The organism is Pseudoalteromonas mucoides, from assembly GCF_049257175.1.
Taxonomy (GTDB): Bacteria; Pseudomonadota; Gammaproteobacteria; order Enterobacterales; family Alteromonadaceae; genus Pseudoalteromonas.
Map to the genome: position 1 here is coordinate 1 of NZ_JBMMUC010000020.1, position 17,076 is coordinate 17,076.

The 17,076-nt window shown below is 42.1% G+C and carries 12 protein-coding genes, 1 tRNA gene, 1 rRNA gene and 1 pseudogene; 10 read left to right on the plus strand and 5 right to left on the minus strand.

All coding sequences use genetic code 11. From position 1 onward, the window contains the following. A 5S ribosomal RNA gene (rrf, locus tag AAEU30_RS18645) occupies positions 1 to 92 on the plus strand; the annotation flags it as partial. Between the two features lie 577 nt (positions 93 to 669). Here the strand turns inward: rrf and AAEU30_RS18650 are convergent. From AAEU30_RS18650 to pepA, 4 genes are all read right to left on the minus strand, one after another. Further along, a complete protein-coding gene (locus AAEU30_RS18650) occupies positions 670 to 1,200 on the minus strand; it encodes an IS630 family transposase (protein WP_421961913.1) in 531 nt (176 codons plus the stop codon). A gap of 224 nt (positions 1,201 to 1,424) precedes the next feature. After that, on the minus strand, positions 1,425 to 4,280 hold the full coding sequence (locus AAEU30_RS18655; protein ID WP_421961832.1) for a valine--tRNA ligase: 2,856 nt from the start codon (positions 4,278 to 4,280) through the stop codon (positions 1,425 to 1,427). A 58-nt stretch (positions 4,281 to 4,338) separates the two neighbouring features. Next, positions 4,339 to 4,785 carry a DNA polymerase III subunit chi gene (locus tag AAEU30_RS18660; RefSeq protein ID WP_421961914.1) on the minus strand — a complete coding sequence of 149 codons (447 nt, stop codon included), beginning with the start codon at positions 4,783 to 4,785 and terminating at the stop codon, positions 4,339 to 4,341. A gap of 175 nt (positions 4,786 to 4,960) precedes the next feature. Next, positions 4,961 to 6,472, minus strand: a complete 1,512-nt coding sequence (pepA, locus tag AAEU30_RS18665; protein ID WP_421961833.1) for a leucyl aminopeptidase — start codon at positions 6,470 to 6,472, stop codon at positions 4,961 to 4,963. A gap of 545 nt (positions 6,473 to 7,017) precedes the next feature. Here pepA and lptF point away from each other — a divergent pair. Both lptF and lptG read left to right on the plus strand, forming a co-directional pair. Beyond that, positions 7,018 to 8,130, plus strand: a complete 1,113-nt coding sequence (lptF, locus tag AAEU30_RS18670; protein ID WP_421961834.1) for an LPS export ABC transporter permease LptF — start codon at positions 7,018 to 7,020, stop codon at positions 8,128 to 8,130. Next, a complete protein-coding gene (gene lptG / locus AAEU30_RS18675; RefSeq protein WP_421961835.1) occupies positions 8,127 to 9,194 on the plus strand; it encodes an LPS export ABC transporter permease LptG in 1,068 nt (355 codons plus the stop codon). Before lptF ends, lptG begins: the two co-directional genes overlap by 4 nt. Positions 9,195 to 9,243: 49 nt before the next feature. On the opposite strand, the gene AAEU30_RS18680 is transcribed toward lptG, so the two are convergent. Further along, positions 9,244 to 9,744 (minus strand): RDD family protein, encoded by a 501-nt coding sequence (locus AAEU30_RS18680; RefSeq protein ID WP_421961837.1) that lies wholly within the window; start codon positions 9,742 to 9,744, stop codon positions 9,244 to 9,246. Positions 9,745 to 9,996: 252 nt separating this feature from the next. Here AAEU30_RS18680 and AAEU30_RS18685 point away from each other — a divergent pair. The 7 genes and pseudogenes from AAEU30_RS18685 (at position 9,997) to AAEU30_RS18715 (ending at position 17,063) form a co-directional block, all read left to right on the plus strand. Beyond that, positions 9,997 to 10,081: transfer RNA gene (locus tag AAEU30_RS18685), tRNA-Leu, on the plus strand. Between the two features lie 758 nt (positions 10,082 to 10,839). Further along, on the plus strand, positions 10,840 to 11,544 hold the full coding sequence (locus AAEU30_RS18690; protein WP_421961838.1) for a DUF3581 domain-containing protein: 705 nt from the start codon (positions 10,840 to 10,842) through the stop codon (positions 11,542 to 11,544). Positions 11,545 to 11,646: 102 nt separating this feature from the next. After that, a complete protein-coding gene (locus AAEU30_RS18695; RefSeq protein ID WP_421961839.1) occupies positions 11,647 to 12,891 on the plus strand; it encodes a DEAD/DEAH box helicase in 1,245 nt (414 codons plus the stop codon). 43 nt (positions 12,892 to 12,934) lie between these two features. Then, complete coding sequence (locus AAEU30_RS18700; RefSeq protein ID WP_421961840.1) at positions 12,935 to 13,912, plus strand: sensor domain-containing diguanylate cyclase; 978 nt, start codon at positions 12,935 to 12,937, stop codon at positions 13,910 to 13,912. Between the two features lie 343 nt (positions 13,913 to 14,255). Further along, positions 14,256 to 15,095, plus strand: a complete 840-nt coding sequence (locus AAEU30_RS18705) for a tyrosine-type recombinase/integrase (RefSeq protein ID WP_421961841.1) — start codon at positions 14,256 to 14,258, stop codon at positions 15,093 to 15,095. Position 15,096: 1 nt separating this feature from the next. Beyond that, positions 15,097 to 16,219, plus strand: a pseudogene (locus tag AAEU30_RS18710) (IS91 family transposase). Between the two features lie 349 nt (positions 16,220 to 16,568). After that, a complete protein-coding gene (locus tag AAEU30_RS18715) occupies positions 16,569 to 17,063 on the plus strand; it encodes a hypothetical protein (RefSeq protein ID WP_421961842.1) in 495 nt (164 codons plus the stop codon). Positions 17,064 to 17,076: the final 13 nt, after the last annotated feature.

Consider the following 17,076-nt stretch of genomic DNA (forward strand, 5'->3'; position numbering starts at 1 on the left):
CCCACCTGACCCCATGCCGAACTCAGTAGTGAAACGAAACAGCGCCGATGATAGTGTAGCATTTGTTATGTGAAAGTAGGTCATCGCCAGGCTCCAAATACAAGAAAGCCCGACTCATTGAGTCGGGCTTTTTTACGTCTGCAGGAAAGTGAAATAGCAAGCGAGTTAGCGAGAGTAAAGCTAGCGAGTTGCACAGCGTCAACCTGACCGCCGTAGCGTGGGTTGAGTATTTGATACCCACAGATAAAAGAACGCCCCGGCCGATGATAGTATAGCATTTGTTATGTGGCTTTTTACTGCTGTAGGCACGAGGTCATCCTACTGCGTAGCGCACCATGGCTCCAAATACAAGAAAGCCCGACTCATTGAGTTGGGCTTTTTTACGTTTGCAGGAAAGTGAAATAGCAAGCGAGCTAGCGAAGGTAAAGCTAGCGAGTTGCACAGCGTCAACCTGACCGCCGTAGCGTGGGTTGAGTATTTGATACCCACAGATAAAAGAACGCTACGACCACCTTTAAAAAATCTTGCCTCTTTTAATGGCCTGTATTTTAATCTCGCAAACTCGCAAACTCGCAAACTCGCAAACTCGCAAACTCGCAAACTCGCAAACTCGCAAACTCGCAAACTCGCAAACTCGCAAACTCGCATTCTTTATACCAATGCTATTTATTAAGTGATCAAATTTGTACATTCTCTCGAACAGATACGCTTAACCTTATCAATGTCTGAGCGAATTTCATTCCACGCTCTACTTACTTGTTCAACAATATCGTCATAACTTGCAAACGTGGGATTTGATAGCGCTCTGTTTCTCATCCATGCCCATGCTTGTTCAATGGGGTTCAGTTCGGGTGAGTAGGGAGGAAGCGGTATCACCGACACATTTTTAATGTCTTGTGCAACATTACCCATATCCCAGCTTGCGCGATCAACGATGGCCACTGCGTGCTCTCCACAGGGCGTCGTATCCGAAATGAGTTGTAAGTGTTGCCTCATTATACCTTTACTCAAATAAGGCGCTATAATTGCCTCCGTCTGGCCTGTTGCAGGGCAAACTGCACCAAAAATATGAGTTGATAGAAATTGTTGCTGCTTGACCACTCGAAGCCTTAAGCCTTTCTTTGCCCAAATTTTAGATGTGGTATTTTGTTGACCAAACCGCGCTTCATCTTGGAACCAGACATTGACTCTACAAGTAATACGTGGCTTGGAATTGTGATGATCATATTACGAAGGAAATTTTTTAAAGTCTTCTTGCGCCTGAACTGATTGCTTAGGGGGCTTCGAACGAGATGTAATCTATAATGTAAGAAGGTGGTCGGAAGATACTTGCATGCCAAATATTTAGAACGCTTAGAGATAAAGTGGAGAAGTGAGGGAGCCTCACTTCTCGTTATTCTAGTGTAAGCAGGGGAGGAGCCCTTTTACAGGCTTTCAATCTTTGCTTTTTGCTCAAGCAGTTTGGCTTTAGCATCTGAGTACTCCGCCAGTTTTTCATGCTCTTTGGCAAGTACCGCTTCAGGTGCGTTATTAACAAACTTTTCGTTAGCAAGTTTATTTTGCACTTGAGCTAGTCCTTTCTCTGCTTTTTCAAGCTGCTTACTGATACGAGCAAGTTCGGCTTCAACATCAATCAAGCCCGCCATTGGGATCATGATCTCAAGGTTGCCAATGTAAGATGTGGCACAAGCTGGTGCATCATCTTTATTATCAAGTAATGTGAATGCTTCAATCTTAGCAAGTGACGCTAAGAAGCTCTCATTTTCAGTAATACGGCGCTTGTCTTCATCTGATGCATTAGCAAGTAACACAGACAGTGGCTTGCTTGGGCTGATGTCCATTTCGCCACGAATGTTACGAATAGCGACGATGAATTGCTTAACCCATTCTAAATCTTCCATCGCTTTGGCATCAACACTTGCAGCATTATAAACAGGGAAGGCTTGAACCATTATACTGGTGTTCTCTGTTTTAAGACCTGCAAGCGGTGCCACGCGCTGCCAAATGGTTTCCGTGATGTATGGCATCATTGGGTGCATTAAACGTAGTAGGCTTTCAAGCACTGTAATAAGTGTATGGCGTGTACCACGTTGTTGTGCTTCATTACCTTTGAATAATACCGGCTTAGTAAGCTCTAGGTACCAATCGCAGAACTGGTTCCATGTGAATTCATAAAGCGTATTAGCGGCAAGGTCAAAACGGTAGTTGTCTAAGTGCTCAGTATACGTTTTAACAGTCGCTTCGTACTGACCTAAAATCCAGCGATCAGCTAGCGAGTAATCTCTTTCAGCATCGTTTGCAAAACCACAGTCTTGCTCTTCGGTATTCATTAGTACGTAACGGCTTGCGTTCCATAGTTTGTTACAGAAGTTACGGTAACCCTCAAGACGATTCATATCCCAGTTAATATCGCGACCGGTAGACGCCATAGCTGCTAATGTAAAGCGCAGGGCATCGGTGCCGTGTGCTTCAATGCCGTTATCAAAGGTTTTACGAGTGTTCTTTTCAATTTTTTTAGCAAGCTGCGGCTGCATCATGTTGCCAGTACGCTTGGTCACTAAGCTCTCAAGGTCGATGCCGTCAATCATGTCGATTGGGTCAAGTACGTTACCTTTTGACTTAGACATCTTATCGCCATTTTCATCGCGAATAAGGCCGGTAACGTAAACTGTTTTAAATGGTACTTGTGGCTTGCCGTTTTCGTCTTTAATGAAGTGCATGGTCATCATGATCATGCGTGCTACCCAGAAGAAGATAATATCAAAACCAGTTACCAACACGTCAGACGGGTGGAAGGTTTTTAGATCATCGGTATTTTCAGGCCAGCCTTGGGTTGAGAAGGTCCAAAGTGCAGATGAGAACCAAGTATCAAGTACGTCTTCGTCTTGGCTAAGTGCAACATCATCGGCGATGTTATTTTCACTGCGTACTTCTGCCTCATCACGACCAACAAAAACATTACCTTCGTTATCGTACCAAGCTGGAATACGGTGGCCCCACCAAAGCTGGCGAGAAATACACCAATCTTGTACGTCGTTCATCCACGAGAAGTACATGTTTTCATACTGTTGTGGCACAAACTGAATGTCGCCATTTTTAACCGCGTCTTTTGCAGGTTCAGCAAGCGGAGCAACACGTACATACCATTGGTCGGTAAGGAGTGGCTCAATAACCACACCAGAGCGGTCGCCGTAAGGTACAGTTAACGCATGGTCTTCGATTTTTTCAAGTAAACTAAGCTCTTCAAATTCAGCGATAATCGCTTTACGCGCATCAAAACGGTCAAGACCGTGTAAACGCTCCGGAATAGGGGCATCAAATTCAAGCTCTTTGCCATCAAAGGTGTATGTTTCACCTTGGCTTAATACCGCAGCATCTTTATCAAAGATGTTGATCATTGGCATTTGATGACGTTTACCAACTTCGTTATCGTTAAAGTCATGGGCAGGAGTGATTTTTACGCAGCCCGTGCCTTTGTCTTTATCGGCATGTTCGTCGGCAACAATTTTGATACGGCGATTAACAATTGGCAGTAAAATATCTTTACCGATTAAATCTTGATAGCGTTCGTCATCTGGATTTACAGCAACACCTGAGTCACCCAGCATAGTTTCTGGGCGCGTGGTTGCAACGACGATGTAGTCTTTACCATCTTGAGTTTTAACACCATCAGCAAGTGGGTAGCGCAAATTCCACATGTGGCCTTGTTTGTCTTTGTTTTCAACTTCAAGGTCTGAGATAGCGGTGTGTAATTTTGGATCCCAGTTTACTAGGCGTTTACCGCGGTAGATTAAGTCTTCTTTATGCAGGCGAACAAAGACTTCTTTAACGGCTTCAGATAAGCCGTCATCCATAGTAAAGCGTTCACGATCCCAATCAACAGATGCACCAAGACGACGAAGTTGCTTGGTGATTGTGCCACCTGATTGGTTTTTCCAATCCCAAATTTTTTCAATAAAAGCGTCACGGCCTAAATCGTGGCGTGTTTTACCTTCTTCGGCAGACAGCTTACGCTCAACCAGCATTTGAGTTGCAATGCCTGCGTGGTCAGTACCTACTTGCCATAGTGTATTATTGCCTTGCATACGCTTAAAACGGGTTAAGGTATCCATAATGGTATCTTGGAAGGCGTGGCCCATGTGTAAGCTACCAGTGACATTTGGCGGCGGGATCATAATTGAATATGCGTCGCCTTTGCCAGATGGTTTAAAGTAGCCTTTCTCTTCCCAGTCTTGGTATAGCGACTGTTCAATATCTTGCGGATTGTAGGTTTTATCCATTACACAGAACCTTAAATAAGTACTTAAATGAGTTGGTTAGCCAGTTTGCCTAGGGCGGCTAGCTATTAATATCTTGTGTGGTGATGTTGGCACCGAGTTGACGGAGCTTTTTAAAGCGCTCACGGGCAGCTTGTTTGGCTGCGGCCTCGACTGGCACAAAATCAAAAACTTGGTTAAAGCGACGAATAAAATCCGGCAACTGTGCGGCCAAGTTTATTAAAACTTTACGATTGCTGACGGGGGGTGTCATGCCTATTTCAACAGGTGCACCGCCTTTTGGGCCTTCACCTTGGAGGTTATGGGGCACAAAGCTGTCTGGGTCAAATGACCAAATCGTTTCATCAATGGCATGGGCGGTGTCTGTGTTATCAACATAAACGAAAACACGATGACCAAGACGATACTGTTCTGCAGCAATTTGTGCAGCTAAGGCAAAGTGATCATCTGCTTTCGCTAATGATTCATCTTGTTGCTTTAGAACAAAAAATTGGGCATTGATGCTCATTGTATCGGGGTTTCCCATTGCATTGCATATGTGACTTTTTAGCACACATAAATTAGAGCAAGGATTTTGCCATAAAACAGGGTTTGCTTCAATGAATACGCTGCGTTACTCATTAATTAATAGGTAACAAAAAAGGCGCTAAAAAGCGCCTTTCAATAACGTTATGTATGAATACTTAGTCTTGTGCAGCGTCGCTTACACCTGCGCGATTGAGTAAGTACTGAGTTAACATAGGCACTGGGCGGCCCGTTGCACCTTTGTTTTTACCACTACGCCAAGCTGTACCGGCTACATCTAAATGCGCCCAGTTATACTTCTTAGTAAACTTAGATAAGAAACAAGCTGCTGTGATAGTACCTGCTGCACGACCACCTAAGTTAGTAAAATCAGCAAATGGGCTTTCTAGTTGATCTTGATAATCATCCCACAGTGGCAGTTGCCATGCGCGGTCGCCACTTTGCTCTGATGCTTTTAATAAGTCGTGGGCAAGTGGGTTGTGGTTTGATAGCAAACCAGTGGCATGAGCACCTAATGCGACGATACATGCACCAGTTAAAGTGGCAACATCAATCACGGTTTCTGGTTCAAAGCGTTCAACATACGTAAGCGCATCACATAATACTAGACGACCTTCTGCATCAGTATTGAGAACTTCAACAGTTTGCCCTGACATGGTAGTTAGAATATCGCCTGGGCGGTAGGCATTTGAGCTAGGCATGTTTTCACAGCCCGCTAATACGCCAATAACGTTTATTGGCAGCTGCATTTGCGCAAGTGCACGCATTGCACCAATAACACCAGCTGCACCGCCCATGTCGTATTTCATTTCATCCATGGCTTCGCCAGGCTTGATAGAAATACCACCAGAGTCAAAGGTTAGGCCTTTACCAACTAATACGATCGGGGCTTGATCTTTTGCGCCACCTTGGTAGTTGATAACTGACATGATTGATTCATTGTCACTACCACGACCAACAGCTAAGTATGAATTCATACCAAGTTCTGCCATTTTCTCTTCGCCAATTATATTTACGCTAACGTTTTCAAAATTGGTTGCGAGTTCTTGTGCTTGCTCACCTAAATACGCAGGGTTACAAATGTTAGGTGGCATGTTGGCCACGTCTTTACATAGTTTGCTACCAGCGGCTATAGCTAAGCCATGTTCAATGGCGCTTTCACCAATCGTTAATTCGCGACGTGTTGGTACGTTAAACACAATTTTACGTAGTGGGCGACGTGGGTCACTCTTTTTACTTTTCAATTGGTTAAACGTGTATAAACAGTCTTGTGTTGTTTCAACTGCTTGGCGAACTTTCCAGTAGGTGTCGCGGCTTTTTACATGTTGCTCAGTTAAAAAACAAACAGCTTCCATCGACCCTGTTTCGTTAAGGGTATTGATGGTTTTTGAAATGATTTGTTTATATTGCTTGTCATCAAGCTCACGTTCTTTACCACAACCTACAAGTAAAATACGTTCACTGAGTACATTTGGTACATGATGTAATAACAGCACTTGCCCTGGTTTACCTTCAAGGTCACCACGACGTAGTAAATTAGAGATATAACCATCACTGATTTTATCGAGTTGCTCACCAATGGGGGATAAACGACGTGGCTCATAAACGCCAACTACAATACATGCGCTACGTTGCTTTTCAGGACTACCACTTTTTACGCTAAATTCCATTGTCACTCCTAATTTTGAGTCATAGAACCCTTAATATGGGTATTTAAATATATTTCTAGTGCTAAGTTCTTTAATATCTTTAATCTTAGTCTAAAAACGTTAACTCATTATGTGTTTTTGAACTTTATACTTTTGTATCGATTAATACCACTAATGCGACAATATATCGAGTTGTTAGGTAGGATATATATACCCAAGCCACCTCAAGATGCAGAACTCAGCGTTTCACAGGTGCTTAATATCAAGGCGTTACTTTGCAAGATTGGCAGTCCCTTTTAAAAAGTAACAACGATGAGAGTAAGTGCCTGTGAAACGCCCAAGGGTTGGTTTAAAAGCGATTTATACTGCGTTATTGATTTTAACAATAGAACCACTATTACTTGCAATTAATGCCTTACCTAAATCGCTTTTAATTCCAACGACGCTCGCATCTTGAGGTGGTTTGGGTATAATACTGATGACATATAATAAACTGAGTAAAACGCTAAGTTTACTTATATTTTCCCGCTACTTTAGTAAAACACGATGTTCAACAGGGGCAAGCATTGCTAATTTTCCGTTATTTGACCACTGAAGTTTTAAAATCTCAGGTCGCCGTTTTCCTAACCTTGATGACCATATTTTTGTCGCAAAAATTTGTGGTTATTTTAGGTGATGCGTCCGAAGGTGGTATTCCTGCTAAGCTAGTGCTGTCGATGATTGCACTGAAGTTACCACAATTGGCCTCCTTAATTTTACCGCTAAGTATTTTCTTAGGGATTATTCTCGCCTATAGCCGAATATATGCTGACAGTGAAATGACCGTACTTAAAGCCTGCGGTGTTAGTGAATGGTATGTGGTTAGAGTGACCTTAATATCCAGTGTCGGCCTAGCAATATTAGCTGGATTTTTAACATTATACGTTGCCCCTTGGGCCAGTGAACTTGAATACCAATTGAAAGAGAAAGCAAAAGCCGATGCCGGTTTATCAGCATTAAGAGCTGGTAGGTTCCAACAAACAGGCAATGAAAAAGCTGTGGTGTTTATACATAACATTGATAATGGTGGCAAAGAATTACATCGGGTGTTTGTAGCGCAGCTTCCTGATAGCGAAAAAGATAATTTAGCGCGCTTGGTTTACGCCGAGCGCGGTGTGGTGGTTGAGCAGGATAATGGCGAACAACAACTGGTACTAAGCGATGGTAAACGTTACGAAACGGATGGTACAACACCTGCGCTTAATTTAACTGAGTTTGATGGCTACAGCGTACAAATACGTGAGCAAGAAATAGAGCATCAACGGCGTAAACTTGAAGCAGTACCCACGATGGATTTAATGGCAATGAATTCGTCTGAAGCCATAGCGCAGTGGCAATGGCGTTTAGCCATTCCATTATCTATTCCGCTCCTTACACTATTGGCTGTGCCTTTGAGTGTGGTTAATCCGCGACAAGGTAAGTTTGCGAAGCTAGTACCTGCAATCAGTTTATATTTAGGTTATTTCATTTTACTGAACGCGGCTAAATTTGCCGTTGAAGATGGCAAAATCCCACCGTCAATTGGCTTATGGTGGATTCATTTTACGGCATTATTTATAGGTGGCTTTTTGATTATCAAAGGCCGACCTGTTGGTGCGTGGCTTAAGGCGATTGTAACTAAGCGGGAGATAAGCGCATGATGAAAACTCTCGACTGGTACTTAGGCCGTAGTATTTTACAAACAACTGGTTTTGCCTTAATGGTCCTCGTGGGTATTAGTACCCTGATTAAATTTATCGAACAGCTTAAGTCGGTTGGTCGTGGTAGTTATGATATTGCCACTGCGTTGCTTTATACCCTGTATAGCATGCCTGGCGACTTAGTTATTTTCTTTCCTATGGCTGCATTAATTGGTGGCTTAACAGGTTTAGGTGCGCTTGCTTCAAACAGTGAGTTGGTGGTAATGCAGGCGGCAGGTATGTCGCGTTTACAGATTATTATATCGGTAATGAAAACCGCAATATTCATGGCTGTTTGTATGATGGCACTTGGCGAGTGGGGCGCACCTGAAGCGCAACAAAAAGCCAAAGAAATGCGAAACCAAGCAATTTATGGTGGAGATGTTTTTAACGCCCAACAAGGTGTGTGGGCAAAAGACGGTAGTAACTTTATAAACATTGAAGATGTTGATCAAAATGGTGTTTTGCATGGCGTTAATATGTATCATTTTGATAAATCTTTGCAGCTGACACAGATAACAAAAGCACGTGAAGCTGTGAGTCGAAGCGAAGGTTGGCTACTTCGAGATGTTAGCAAGGTGCAGCTAAGCGAAGAGCAAATTAGCACCCAAAAGCAAGACGAAGAACTCTATGAATCACAACTTACTGCTGAAAAGCTTGGCGTGGTTTCAGTTAAGCCCGAAGCGTTGTCATTCACAGGATTGTGGTCATATTTAGGCTACCTTAAGCAAAATGAGCAAGACACAAGTACTTATGAACTGGCGTTATGGCGTAAAATTATGCAGCCAGTCTCTATAGCCGTTATGTTACTGGTTGCGTTGTCGTTTATCTTTGGTCCGCTGCGTACGGTGACTATGGGAGCTCGCATAGTAATGGGGGTGGTAACCGGAATAGTGTTTCACTTAACCAACGAAATATTTGGTCCAGTGGTGATGGTGTATCAAATTCCAGCTGTTATTGGGGCGACTGTGCCGAGTATTTTGTTTATAGGTTTTGCTACCTACTTACTGAACAAACGAATATAGTTGTTTTGAAACTTGCTAGGAATTGAGTTGTTCCTAGCAAGTTTAACCCCTAATCTAAAGAGCGATAGATACGCTTATTCTCTTCCTTAGTCAGTGCAACGACATCCGTTTTAGAAATATAATCTTGTAAAGCGCGCTTATTTTTAAAATCAACTAGCACCACTAAATTACCCAGGCCAAGCAACGCAGCTAAACAGCGAATTATAGCTTGAGGCCAACTGATTAAGTGACCTTCACGTGTTTGTACTTTTAAACGCCAAGCGCGCATGCCAATTGTTTGCCCACTTTTAGTCCAAAAGTAAGCAAAAAACACAATGTTCACTCCAACAAATAAAACACTACGAATACCGTATAGTAAAGGGGAGTTGTCTATAAACCCAGCAGGGTCCTGGCCTTGCGTTTGTACTATAACGCCGAGTGCAACTAAGGCTTGAATCGCAGCAAAGTATAAAATAGCCGTTAGCATAGATAGCGATATGACGACTAAAGAGTCGTAAATCAAAGAAGCAAAGCGACGCCAAAAGCCCGCCCGTGGAAACTCAACAGACATAAACACACTCATAAAGTTAATATGCGCGCTAGTTTAGCAAATAGAGTGACAAATACTAGGATCGAAAAACGACACAATGTTAATGGTTGCTCAATTGTTAAGCTGTTGATCATCGAATTGTAAAAAACAGCTTGCTGCTAACCTTATTGTTTGTATAATGCTTGGCATAGAGACGAAGGCAGCTTTATAAGTCTTAGCTCTAAAGTGGTTTTTCTTTATCTTCTCTTGTTTAGAAGGTTAAAGAAAAATGATGCCAGCGTGATGAAATTGGTAGACATGGGGGATTCAAAATCCCCTTCCGAAAGGAGTGGCGGTTCGAGTCCGCCCGCTGGTACCACTTTTGATAGCCCTTGCTTTTTAGCAAGGGTTTTTTTATGCCTGCAGAAAAGTGAAATGCGGACTCGAGCGCCACTTGGAGTGGCACAGCTACGAGTTAAAGTCCGCCCGCTGGTACCACTTTTGATAGCCCTGACCAAATTAGTCGGGGCTTTTTTATGCTTGTAGAAAAGTGAAATGCAGACTCAAGCGCCACTTGGAGTGGCACAGCAACGAGTTAAAGCCCGCCCGCTGGTACCACTTTTGATAGCCCTTGCTTTTTAGCAAGGGTTTTTTTATGCCTGTAGAAAAGTGAAATGCGGACTCGAGCGCCACTTGGAGTGGCACAGTAACGAGTTAAAGCCCGCCCGCTGGTACCACTTTTGATAGCCCTGACCAAATTGGTCGGGGCTTTTTTATGCTTGTAGAAAAGTGAAATGCGGACTCGAGCGCCACTTGGAGTGGCACAGCAACGAGTTAAAGCCCGCCCGCTGGTACCACTTTTGATAGCCCTTGCTTTTTAGCAAGGGCTTTTTTAGCCTGTAGAAAAGTGCAGCCACTCTAATTTCGTATGGAGTGAGTTTGGTTACGCGCGATAATAAAAAGCATCGTTTTGGCTGTGTAGTAAAATGTATAGTTTATTTCTTTGGTGTGTTATGTGGGCGTTACATACTCTCTCATCAATTTATTCATAAACAAAAAGTTAACAGATTCGACCTCTATTATTATTTAATCTGGTAGAATAGTCAGGTTATAAGCAGTTAAAGCAGTGAACAAACTATGTTAAGTCCTTTTTATCAGCAGCATGCTGATCATATTTCTATTTCCCGTGAACAAGGGTGTCGCTTTGCAAAGTGCGTAGCCGATGATTACAACCCTCTTCATGATAAAGATGCAAAGAGGTTTTGCGTACCAGGGGATTTGCTGTTTGCATTGGTCCTAAGTCGATATGGCATCAGCAAAAAAATGGAATTTACCTTTGCTGGCATGGTCGATGAAAATACCAAACTAAATTTTCCAGAAGGCGGAGAAGAATTTGCTATAACCAGTGGTGAGAAAGTGATGCTTCGCGTTAAGCGCGAAGGTGAAAACAGTACTTGCCAAACATTGACTGACAGCCTAATTAAAAATTACGTTGAATTCTCAGGCACTACCTTCCCACATGTAATTATTCCTTTAATGGGCAAGCAAGATGTAATGATTAATCCATCTCGTCCTATGGTGATTTACGAGTCAATGCTTATCAATTTAGATAACCTTGCTATTACTGCGCCAACACTTGAATTTGCTGAACCCGATTTTGAGTATACGGGTAAGCGCGGCAAAATCACCTTACGTTTTAATTTACTTGAGAATGGCAAGAAGGTCGGCTCGGGTGAAAAGCATATGCTAGTGTCTGGTATTCGTGAGTATTGCCAAGAAACTGTCGACGACTTAATTACGTTTTATAACCAGCGTAAAGAAACACTTAAACCTGTAGCCTAATAAATAAAGGGTTTAGGTTTGAATGAAGGCGCGAAAGCGCCTTTTTTGTTACATGTTTTGTGCGTACAATAGCGTTATTATTCGTTATTTCAAGTCAACACCATGTCTGCTGCTAGTTTTAAAGAACTTAATCTTCATCCAGTATTATTAACTGCTCTTGAGCAAAATCAATACCACGCACCCACTGCAATTCAGTTACAAACGATACCACTGATCTTAGCTGGTGACGATGTTATGGGTAGTGCGCAAACAGGCACAGGTAAAACAGCAGCGTTTGTACTGCCTTTACTACACAAGCTATTAACGAGCGAGAAAAAAGACGAGCAAGGCACTGCACGTGTACTCATTTTGACGCCTACTCGAGAGCTTGCTCAGCAAGTGTTTGCAAGTTTTGAAAAATATGCTCAAGGTTCAAATATTAAAGGCGCTCTTGCTTATGGTGGTGCCAGTATTGGGCCTCAAGTAAAAGCAATGAAAGATGCGCAAGTAGTGGTTGCTACACCAGGTCGCTTACTTGATCACATAATTAAAGGCAGTATTACTTTAAGCTCGGTCGATTCATTGGTATTTGATGAAGCAGATCGTATGCTAGACATGGGCTTTATCGATGAAATTAAACGTATTTTGCGCCATGTGCCAAGTGAGCGTCAGACCTTACTATTTTCAGCCACCTTTGATGACAGCGTGTTTGAGCTTAGTAAAAAGCTACTTAAAGATCCGAAACTGGTAGAAGTTGATAAGCGTAATTCCGCCGCAGTTGAAGTCGAACAAGTGATTTACGCCGTTGATGAAGATCGTAAACGTGAACTCGTTTCTCATATGATTGGTATGAAAAATTGGCGCCAAGTGCTTATTTTCACACGCACTAAACAAATGGCTGACAAACTCGCTAAAGAAATGTGCAAAGATGGCCTGAAAACAGAATCTATCCATGGTGATAAATCTCAAGGCGCACGAGATAGAGCATTACAGAACTTTAAAGAAGGTACAACTCGAGTATTAGTGGCTACGGATGTGGCAGCACGAGGTTTAGATATTGTATCGCTAAAATATGTTATTAACTTTGAGTTGCCGTATATAGCGGAAGATTACGTACATCGCATTGGTCGTACAGGCCGTGCAGGCGAGCAAGGCCTTGCTATGTCGCTCGTGAGCTTGGATGAACAATGGTTACTTGAAGAAATCGAAGTATTATTAGATACCCGCCTTACTCCGCAGTGGTTGGCCGGCTATGAGCCTGATCCAAACAAAAAGCCTAAAGATAATCGAAAAAATACGAATAAATCGCGAAAAGATCGGGATAAAAAGCGAATTTTAGGTAAAAAAAGTTCAAACCGACGCCGATAAGTTTCTTATACTTAAAGCTCTGCAACTAGCTTGAGTAAGTAGTATGTTTAAAACTAATCAATGGGTGTTCTCAGGAAAAGACAGTCAAATATCTTTACAGAAATGGCAAAAGACAGTCGATTTAATGACTGAGTTATTTTCAGCTCCAGCAGGATTCGTTGTTCAAGCCACTGACGCTGGTTACCGAATTGTAGTTGCCAGCGAACAGCGAGAAAACCCGTATAAAGCAGGGGAGGTCGTGCCACTTGATACAAATATTTTTTGTAAAAAAGTGGTGCAAGACAACCAAGCTTTATATGTTAATCATGCAAGTAAAGATGATATGTGGTTAGACAACCCAGAGGTGACGCAAGATGGGTTTGAATCATACCTAGGTTTGCCGATACATTGGTCTGATGGTGAAGTGTTTGGCACTTTTTGTGTCATGGACTTTGAACAAACGGATTATCAGCGCAATTACTTGGAATTAATCAAACAACTCAGAGACATGATTGAAGATGATTTAGCATTAATAAACAGTTTTGTGCAAATGCGCGAAATCGCGATGTTAGATCCACTCACTAATATTTATAATCGCCGTGCTCTGAACTTACTTGCCCAGCAAAAGCTCAGTTTATCAGGCCGATTAGGCTTTGATGTCTGTTGCTTATTCATTGATATAAATGATTTCAAAAGATTAAATGACAACTATGGCCATGAAATAGGTGATCAAGCCTTAATGGCACTCGCCAAAACACTAAAATCGCGTTTGCGTGATGCTGATATTATTGGTCGTTTAGGCGGGGATGAGTTTGTTGCGTTGATTCAGATTTCTGACAGGTTATTAATTAATAATGTAATAGATAAAATAATAAATGCTTACCACGCAGAGCTTGCAGATAAAAACCTACCAAATTTAACCTTGAGTATAGGACGTAGTTTTAGCTCTTCAGAAAAAGAGTCGTTCGAAGCATTACTAGATACTGCAGATAAAGATATGTATAGCGTAAAACAAGCGTTTAAGGTAGCCAAAAAACCTTAAAGACCTCACCAGACAGCCAGCTAAGAGCAATAACCAGACACTGAAAAAATTAAACTTATTCCTGTGTTTTGAGTAGAAAACTAATTTTGTCCAATAACATTATTAAACGCCGTTTTGGGGCAAAATAACATGCTTAATTTCTAGCTGTTTTAATTACTTGTTTACAAAGGTAATTATTGGTGAAATTATCAGGGTATGTAATATACAACGTTTTGGTGTGTTATAAACCACCAAAACGGTGTTCAATAAGCTGTTGAACAAAGCCGCTACGCGGAGCTAGCAACCTCCAGCATAATTGCCACACTTGTCATTGGGACTTCCCCCTATTCACCGGAGAAAACCAATGACCCCATTAAGACAACGCGTCATAGACGAGATCCGTTTAAGAGGCTACTCACCACGTACTGAAGAATCTTATATAAATGCACTTGCTCAGTTAGCTAATTACTACGATAAATCGCCTGACTTAATTAATAAGGAAGAGCTTGAGGCGTATTTTAGATATGTAAATCTAACACAGCACTTGTCGCGTGCAACGATTGCAGTAAAACTCAATGCCGTTAATTTTTTATATAAATATGTACTACAGCGCTCATTCAGCATTGATATCGTATTGCCTAAAAAGGCACACACAATACCGATATTATTAACACGAGATGAGGTTCATCGTCTGTTCTTGAATACGGTATCTGCACAACAAAAAGTCATGCTTTGTATTTGCTATGGGTGTGGGCTCAGAATAAGTGAATTACTGAATTTACGGGTTGTTGATATTGAATTTAGCCAAGATTGCCTATGGGTTAGAGCAGGAAAAGGCAATAAAGACCGTCGTGTCATATTACCTAGAAGTGCAGCAAGGCGGTTAAACGCTTACATAGCAGGCTTTTCCCTTGGCAGTATACTGTTTTGTACCAACTGGGATAAAGAAAAAGCGATTGATGCAAAAACGTTTAGTCGTGGGTTAAAACGTGCAGTAACGCGTGCTGAAATTACAAAAAATGTATCCGCGCATAGCTTGCGCCATGCTTATGCTACGCATCAAATTGAAGCTGGTATGCCGCTTCATCAGTTACAAAAACAGCTCGGACATACGAGTATTCGTACGACAGAGCGTTATTTGCATTGGTTGCCAGAGATGGCACATAGTAGCCATGATTTAATGGCTGCGTGGGAGGAGGATTAAGATGGCAACAATGCATCATGTCGCGGATGTCTTAGCGCAACACCTCAGTCACTATAAAAAAGTCCATGCATTAACCTATCAACAACAGCGAGTGTGTCAGCATATACAGGACTGTCGAACCGTAAAGTTAGGCGCTCAGCAATGGCAGTGTGATCGCTGCGAGCATAATAAAACAGTGTACTGCGCATGTAGAGATAGACACTGTCCGCAGTGCCAAGGGCATGTTAGCGAGCAATGGAGTGAACAACAAAGTAAAGACGTTATCAATGCGCCTTATTTTCATCTGGTATTTACACTTCCTCATGAGCTTAATGGGTTAGTAAAGCAATACCCGCGTGAAATTTACAGTTGTTTATTTAGTGCTGTATGGCAAACCCTTAGCCAGTTTGCACAGCGTAAAAAACAGCTACAAGGCACGTTAGGAATGACTGCGGTCTTACATACATGGGGGCAAAGCCTTACTCAACATATTCATTTGCACTGTTTAATACCAGGTGGCGTATTAACATCGTCAGGTGAGTGGCGCGGTGTTAAAAAGCCGTATTTATTTGCAGTAAAAGCCTTAGCAACCGTGTTTAAAGCAAAAATGCTAGCAGCCATTAGGGCACATAAACTAACGATACCTCAAAGCGAATTGCTCATGAAAAAATCATGGTGTGTACACAGCAAAGTGAATTTGACCGAACCGGAAACAGTGTTGAAATACCTTGGACGCTACACACGTAAAGGCATGTTGCATGAAGGACGGCTTAAGCAAGTAACAAAAGATGATGTCACGTTTAGTTATAAAGACTACCGAGACAGCAAAATAAAGCGAATGACATTAACGGGCATAGAATTTATTAGGTGCTATTTACTGCATGTGCTCCCAAGTGGGTTTATGCGAATACGGCACTACGGGTTTTTAGCCAGTGCGTGTAGAGCAAAAAACGGGGTATTATCAGCGCACAAACAGACAAGCATGAGACTAAAATAAGGGAAAGTCAGATACAACAGGTGCGATGAGAGTTAATTGGCCGTGCCCATCATGTAAGCAAGGGCAGTTGATAATGAAAAGCCTCTGTGTAAAGGATGCAAAAATCGACGGCCTAGCGAAGGGAGGCATAATAATGAATAGTGGTTAATAGTAAGTCGAACCGTTAAAAGTAACTCGTTAACTAAGTTGGTGTGACAGAGGATCAGCTTAGATGCGGTGTTGCCTAAAATAAATAAAAAGGATGACAGAAGACAATAAGCAGGCAGAAGCGATATAAAAGAACGTAGAAATATAATTAATAAACAGTAATTAACCCGTTTAGTAGTAAAAGGGTGTCCAATAAAACTGCAATCGACAACTTCCCTAAAAAAGAGAATTCCTATAGCATTAAACATACCAATAAAAACGTTGAGTGAGGAGCATGCTTCGTTCAACAAGGTATTTATACGATACAAACAACGTAACGTATAAATACTAAGACGTTAGGAAACCGAGTCATGAATCCTCCCTCTGAGACGTGTAATATTTGTAGACGTATTTTGGATTGTGAAAACGATCCTCTGTCTACTGATTGTGGTGGCGATTGCTGGGGATGTATCGGCGAAATTGAAGCTGATATGGGATGCGAATATTCGTTGCGTAAAGTTAGGGAGGAGTATTCTTCAGGATTAAGACCAGACTGGATTCCATCGCCAAATGTAGTGCTAACACAATCTGGCAGTGGTGCAACACATATTCTTGTAGAGTTTGTTCACCCTAGCGGTGGTGTCTGGCCGGAAGTAGAATTTACTCTTAGCTTCGATTCAAAAGATGTACCTAAAAATCAATCCAAAACTATAGAGTCAGTTGTTTTGGTTGCGGATAGGGGGGGCGCAGCACAGTATGAATATAGCTTTCCAAAGTTAAAAAGAAATAACACTGCATGGGTGTCGGTTGAGTTACAGTCAATGACTTGGTCTAAGCCTGTACTTGGTTGCGATACAGATGCCTAACAAAAATAGTAAC

Coding starts and splice junctions, on each gene's coding strand:
- AAEU30_RS18655 (WP_421961832.1), bottom strand. CDS start 4,280: ATGGATAAAACCTACAATCCGCAAGATATTGAACAGTCGCTATACCAA.
- AAEU30_RS18660 (WP_421961914.1), bottom strand. CDS start 4,785: ATGAGCATCAATGCCCAATTTTTTGTTCTAAAGCAACAAGATGAATCA.
- pepA (WP_421961833.1), bottom strand. CDS start 6,472: ATGGAATTTAGCGTAAAAAGTGGTAGTCCTGAAAAGCAACGTAGCGCA.
- lptG (WP_421961835.1), top strand. CDS start 8,127: ATGATGAAAACTCTCGACTGGTACTTAGGCCGTAGTATTTTACAAACA.
- AAEU30_RS18680 (WP_421961837.1), bottom strand. CDS start 9,744: ATGTCTGTTGAGTTTCCACGGGCGGGCTTTTGGCGTCGCTTTGCTTCT.
- AAEU30_RS18690 (WP_421961838.1), top strand. CDS start 10,840: ATGTTAAGTCCTTTTTATCAGCAGCATGCTGATCATATTTCTATTTCC.
- AAEU30_RS18695 (WP_421961839.1), top strand. CDS start 11,647: ATGTCTGCTGCTAGTTTTAAAGAACTTAATCTTCATCCAGTATTATTA.
- AAEU30_RS18700 (WP_421961840.1), top strand. CDS start 12,935: ATGTTTAAAACTAATCAATGGGTGTTCTCAGGAAAAGACAGTCAAATA.
- AAEU30_RS18705 (WP_421961841.1), top strand. CDS start 14,256: ATGACCCCATTAAGACAACGCGTCATAGACGAGATCCGTTTAAGAGGC.
- AAEU30_RS18715 (WP_421961842.1), top strand. CDS start 16,569: ATGAATCCTCCCTCTGAGACGTGTAATATTTGTAGACGTATTTTGGAT.